The sequence below is a fragment of the Kitasatospora sp. NPDC003701 genome (assembly GCF_053587085.1).
In genome coordinates, this window is sequence record NZ_JBSFNM010000138.1 from 1 (window position 1) to 5,264 (window position 5,264).

General features: G+C 72.7%; 3 protein-coding genes and 2 tRNA genes. 3 read left to right on the plus strand and 2 right to left on the minus strand.

Translation table 11 applies throughout. The features are described 5' to 3' along the window. Positions 1 to 7 precede the first annotated feature (7 nt). Positions 8 to 70, plus strand: a tRNA-Lys gene (locus ACWDRR_RS44035). A 130-nt stretch (positions 71 to 200) separates the two neighbouring features. Here ACWDRR_RS44035 and pgi read toward each other — a convergent pair. Next, a complete protein-coding gene (pgi, locus tag ACWDRR_RS44040; protein WP_449777976.1) occupies positions 201 to 1,862 on the minus strand; it encodes a glucose-6-phosphate isomerase in 1,662 nt (553 codons plus the stop codon). 255 nt (positions 1,863 to 2,117) lie between these two features. Next, positions 2,118 to 3,701: a Na+/H+ antiporter gene (locus ACWDRR_RS44045; protein WP_449777977.1), complete on the minus strand. Its 1,584-nt coding sequence runs from the start codon at positions 3,699 to 3,701 to the stop codon at positions 2,118 to 2,120. Between the two features lie 279 nt (positions 3,702 to 3,980). Here ACWDRR_RS44045 and ACWDRR_RS44050 point away from each other — a divergent pair, with 279 nt between their 5' ends. Next, on the plus strand, positions 3,981 to 4,889 hold the full coding sequence (locus ACWDRR_RS44050; protein ID WP_449777978.1) for an NADP-dependent oxidoreductase: 909 nt from the start codon (positions 3,981 to 3,983) through the stop codon (positions 4,887 to 4,889). Positions 4,890 to 5,177: 288 nt separating this feature from the next. Next, positions 5,178 to 5,251 (plus strand) — tRNA-Lys (locus ACWDRR_RS44055). Positions 5,252 to 5,264: the final 13 nt, after the last annotated feature.

Here is a 5,264-nt window from a genome sequence, read left to right on the forward strand (position 1 = left end):
TCCTATCTGCTCAGTTGGTTAGAGCAGCTGACTCTTAATCAGCGGGTCCGGGGTTCGAGTCCCTGGCGGCGCACAGACAGCCGGAAGGCCCCTTGCGAGAGCAAGGGGCCTTCCGGCGTTTCCGACCCTGACGGCCCCGACGGCCCGGGCGCCCCCCGCGGTGCCGCCCGCCGGACGGATCCGGCGGGCGGCCATCGGGCTCAGCGGCCGCGCAGCGAGCGGTAGCGCGCGACCAGCTCCGCCGTGGAGCTGTCCAGCGCGTCGGCGCCCTCGCCGGTCAGCAGCACCGGCTCGATCCGCTTGGCGAGCACCTTGCCGAGCTCGACGCCCCACTGGTCGAAGGAGTCGATGTTCCAGATCGCGCCCTGGACGAACACCTTGTGCTCGTACAGCGCGACCAGCTGGCCGAGTACCGACGGGGTCAGGTCACCGGCCAGGATGGTGGTGGTCGGGTGGTTGCCCTTGAAGGTCTTGTGCGGGACCAGCTCGGCCGGCACGCCCTCGGCCGCGACCTCCTCCGGCGTCTTGCCGAAGGCCAGCGCCTGGGTCTGGGCGAAGAAGTTGGCGAGCAGCAGGTCGTGCTGGGCGACCAGGCCAGCCGGCAGGTCGGCGACCGGGCGGGCGAAGCCGATGAAGTCGGCCGGGATGACCTTGGTGCCCTGGTGCAGCAGCTGGTAGTAGGCGTGCTGGCCGTTGGTGCCGGGCGTGCCCCAGACCACCGGGCCGGTCTGCCAGCTCACCGGGTTGCCGTCGCGGTCCACCGACTTGCCGTTGGACTCCATGTCCAGCTGCTGGAGGTAGGCGGTGAACTTCGACAGGTAGTGCGAGTACGGCAGCACGGCGTGCGCCTGGGCGTCGAAGAAGGCGCCGTACCAGACGCCGAGCAGGCCGAGCAGCAGCGGGACGTTCTCCTCGGCGGGCGCCGTGCGGAAGTGCTCGTCGACCAGGTGGAAGCCGTCCAGCATCTCGCGGAAGGCGTCCGGGCCGATGGCGATCATCAGCGAGAGGCCGATCGCCGAGTCGTAGGAGTAACGGCCGCCCACCCAGTCCCAGAACTCGAACATGTTGGCGGTGTCGATGCCGAAGTCCGCGACGCCCTCGGCGTTGGTGGAGAGGGCGACGAAGTGCTTCGCCACCGCCTCGGTGTCCGCGCCCAGGCCGGTGAGCAGCCAGCTGCGGGCCGAGACCGCGTTGGTGATGGTCTCGATGGTGGTGAAGGTCTTGGAGGCGACGATGAAGAGCGTCTCGGCCGGGTCGAGGTCGCGGACGGCCTCGTGCAGGTCGGCGCCGTCCACGTTGGAGACGAAGCGGACGTCGAGGTCGCGCGCGGCGTAGGAGCGCAGCACCTCGTAGGCCATGGCGGGGCCGAGGTCGGAGCCGCCGATGCCGATGTTGACGACGGCCTTGATCCGCTTGCCGGTGTGGCCGCGCCAGGCGCCGCTGCGGACCTGCTCGGCGAAGGCCGCCATCTTGTCGAGCACGGCGTGCACGGCGGGCACCACGTTCTCGCCGTCGACCTCGATGACGGCCCCGCGCGGGGCGCGCAGCGCGGTGTGCAGGACGGCGCGGTGCTCGGTGTTGTTGATCTTCTCGCCGCGGAACATCGCGTCCCGCAGCCGGGCGACGCCGGTGGCCTCGGCGAGCTCGCGCAGCAGGGTCAGCGTCTCGTCCGTGACCAGCTGCTTGGCGTAGTCCACGTGCAGGTCGCCGACCTGGAGGGTGTAGCGGCGGCCTCGCTCCGGGTCCGCGGCGAACAGCTCGCGCAGGTGCGTCTCGCCCAGCTCCGCGCGGTGCTTGCCGAGGGCCGCCCACTGCGGGGTGCGGTCCAGCGGGGTACGGGCGTCGGCACGGGTCTGCGACATCGGTGGCTCCTCGATTCATCTGGGTGCAGAAACCGGCAGGGCCAGGCGGGAGGGTTTTCGCGAGGTCGTGCGGGTACTGGTGGTGCGCCGACTCCGTTGACGGCCTGCCCGGGGCCAGCCTATGCAACGTCGGGACCGCCTGCGCACATTCCGTTCGCGGACGCTCCGTGGCCCTCGTCCGGACGCCCGGCGGTTGCCGTCCGGACGCTCCGGCGTCGCCCGCCCGACGGCCGGGCGGTGGATCCGGACGCCGCGTCACTTCCGTTCGGAGCGCAGGTCGAGCCCGCGCAGCACCTGGTCGACCAGCTCCGGGTCGGCGCCGAGTTCGCTGCGGGCGGCCAGCATCTCGCGCCGGGAGGCGGCGATCATCTCCTGCTCGACGCTGTACGCGGCCCGCCACTGGCTGAGCCTCAGCTTCGCCTCGCTGGCCTCCTCCTCGGCGTACTTCTCCGGGCAGAGCCGGGCCAGCCGGTCGTGCTGACGGTCCCGCAGGCGGTCGGCGACCTCGGCCGGCAGCTTGTCCTCCTCCTCCAGTTCGCCGAGCCGCAGCAGCCCGGCCCGGGCGGCCCGCCACCAGAGCTCGCGCACCGCCTGCTCGTGCTTGTCGTGGTCGACGTCCAGGTGCAGCACCTTGGCCAGCCACGGCAGGGTGAGCCCCTGGACCAGCAGGGTGAACAGGACGACGCTGAAGGCGATGAAGACCAGCCGGCCGCGTTCGGGGAAGCCCTCGCCGGAGTCGACGGTCAGCGGGATGGCCAGGGCGAGGGCGACGGTGGCCACCCCGCGCATCCCGGACCACCAGAGCACCACGCTCTCCTGCCAGCTGATCGGGGTGTCCTCGTCGGCACCGGACCGCAGCTTCCTGGAGAGCCAGCCGGCCGGCAGCAGCCAGAGCAGCCGGACCACGACCACGACGGCGATGACGGCGGCCGCGTCGCCGAGCATGCTCGTCCAGCCGGTGCCGGCCTCCTTCAGGACGGTGGCCAGCTCCAGGCCGATCAGCCCGAAGGCGACCCCGGTGATCAGGATCTCGACGATCTCCCAGAAGGCGTTGCCGACCAGCCGGTAGGAGACGGCGTCGGCCTCGGCGGCGCGCTCGGCGAGGTAGAGCGCGCAGACCACGACGGCGAGCACGCCGGAGCCGTGGGTCTCCTCGGCCAGGGTGTAGGCGGCGAAGGGCACCAGCAGGTTGAGCGCGACCTGCTGGGTCGGGTCCTCCAGGAAGGAGGCGAGCTTGGCGTTGAGCCAGCCGAGCCCGATGCCGATGACGACGGCGAGGACGGCCGAGAGCACGAAGCGCAGCACCGCGTGGCCGGGCGAGAAGTCACCGCCGACCACCGCGTCGATGGCCAGCGAGTAGATGACGATCGCGGTGACGTCGTTGAACAGGCCCTCGCTCTCCAGGATCGACACCAGCCGGCGCGGCAGGCCGACGCTGCCGGCCACCGCGACGGCGGCGACCGGGTCCGGCGGGGAGACCAGCGCGCCGACCGCGACGGCGGCCGCGACCGGCAGCGCGGGCAGCAGCGCGTGCACGGTCCCGGCGACCGCGGTCGTGGTGACCACCACCAGGGCGACCGCGAGCAGCAGGATGGAGCGGATGTTGGCCCGGAAGTAGCGGACCGAGGAGCGCCGGGCGACGGCGAAGATCAGCGGCGGCAGGACCAGCGGCAGGATCAGGTCCGGGTCGAGGGAGATGTCCGGGATCTGCGGGACCAGCGCCATGACGATGCCCAGCAGGGTCATCAGCACGGGTTGCGGCACGCCCGTCCGCCGGGCGAGCGGCATGGTCACCACGGAGGCGAGCAGCACCACGAAGAGCAGGGGCAGCTGGCCCACGGGAGTTCCTCTCGGTGACGAACGGCTTGGGACGGAGGTCGGGCGGGGGGGGAGAGAGCGGGTGACGGGCTGCGGATGACGGACGCGGGGGCGGCCGGACGTGAGTCGGGCCGCCGTCGAGGATAAATCCGACAATGCGCTCAACCATCGCAACACGCCGGAGGGCACTTGACCTCAAGTCCGCTTCACCTCTGATGATCGGAGCGCGGGGCAGGACCGAGCGCACCGCGACCGAGAACACCGCGACCGAGCGCACAGACCACGAGGCAGGAGCTCCAGATGAAGGCTGTCACCGTCCCCCGGTTCGGCGGTCCCGACGTACTGCGGGTGACCGAGGTGCCCACCCCCGCCGCCGGACAGGGCGAGGTACGGGTCCGGGTCTACGCGGCCGGGGTGCAGCCCGCCGACCTCGCCGTCCGGGAGGGCTGGACGCCACCGGGGGCGCAGGTCGAGCTGCCGGCCGTGCCGGGCAACGAGTTCGCCGGGGTGGTCGACCAGCTCGGGCCGGGCAGCTACGGCTGGGAGGTCGGCGACGAGGTGCTGGGCTTCCGGGTGCTGCACAGTCACGCCGAGTTCGTCACCGTCGACGGCTCCCAGCTCGTCCCCAAGCCGGCCGGCATGCCCTGGGAGCAGGCCGGATCGCTCTCCGCCTCCGGCCAGACCGCCCATGTCGCGCTCACCCAGCTGGGGGTCGGCCCGGGCGACACCGTCCTGGTCCACGGCGCCTCCGGCGGAGTCGGCACGGTCGCCGTCCAGCTCGCCCGCGCCTGGGGGGCCACGGTGATCGGCACCGCGAGCGAGCGCAACCACGACTACCTGCGCGAGCTGGGCGCGATCCCGGTCGCGTACGGGGACGGGCTGGTCGAGCGGGTGCGGGCGGTGGCGCCGCAGGGGGTGGACGCGGCCTTCGACGCGGCCGGGCGCGGCGCCCTGGAGGCCTCGGTCGAGCTGGTCGCCGACCGGGACCGGATCGGCACCGTCGTCGACCACGCCACCGCCGCCCGGCTCGGCCTGCGCGCGCTGCGGGCGCAGCGGACGGCGGCCCGGCTCGCCGAGCTGGTCGAGCTCTGGGAGGCGGGCGGCCTGCGGCTGGAGATCGCCGACACCTTCCCGCTGGAGCGCGCGGCCGATGCCCACCGGATGGTCGGCACCGGACACGTCCGGGGCAAGGTGGTCCTCACCCCGTGAGCCCCGTGAGCCCCGTGAGCCTGGGAACCCCGTGGGCCCGGGAACCCCGTGGGCCCGGTGGACCCGGTGGACCCGGTGGACCCGGTGGACCCGGTGGACCCGGTGGACCCGGTGGACCCGGTGGACCCGGTGGACCGCGCGAGCCGCGTCGGTCCGGCGGCCGGCGGGCGCCCGACCGGGATACCGATCCGGGGTACCCGTCCGGACGGCGGGCGGGCGGCGAGCGGCCGTCCGGCCCTCGATTGTGAGTTTCGGCTGCTGACCAGGTAATGTTCTCCGCGTCAGCAGGCGCCGCTAGCTCAGTTGGTTAGAGCAGCTGACTCTTAATCAGCGGGTCCGGGGTTCGAGTCCCTGGCGGCGCACAGACAGCCGGAA

Bases quoted from the DNA above. Each gene is read 5' to 3' on its own strand.
- pgi (WP_449777976.1), bottom strand. From the start codon at position 1,862: ATGTCGCAGACCCGTGCCGACGCCCGTACCCCGCTGGACCGCACCCCG.
- ACWDRR_RS44050 (WP_449777978.1), top strand. From the start codon at position 3,981: ATGAAGGCTGTCACCGTCCCCCGGTTCGGCGGTCCCGACGTACTGCGG.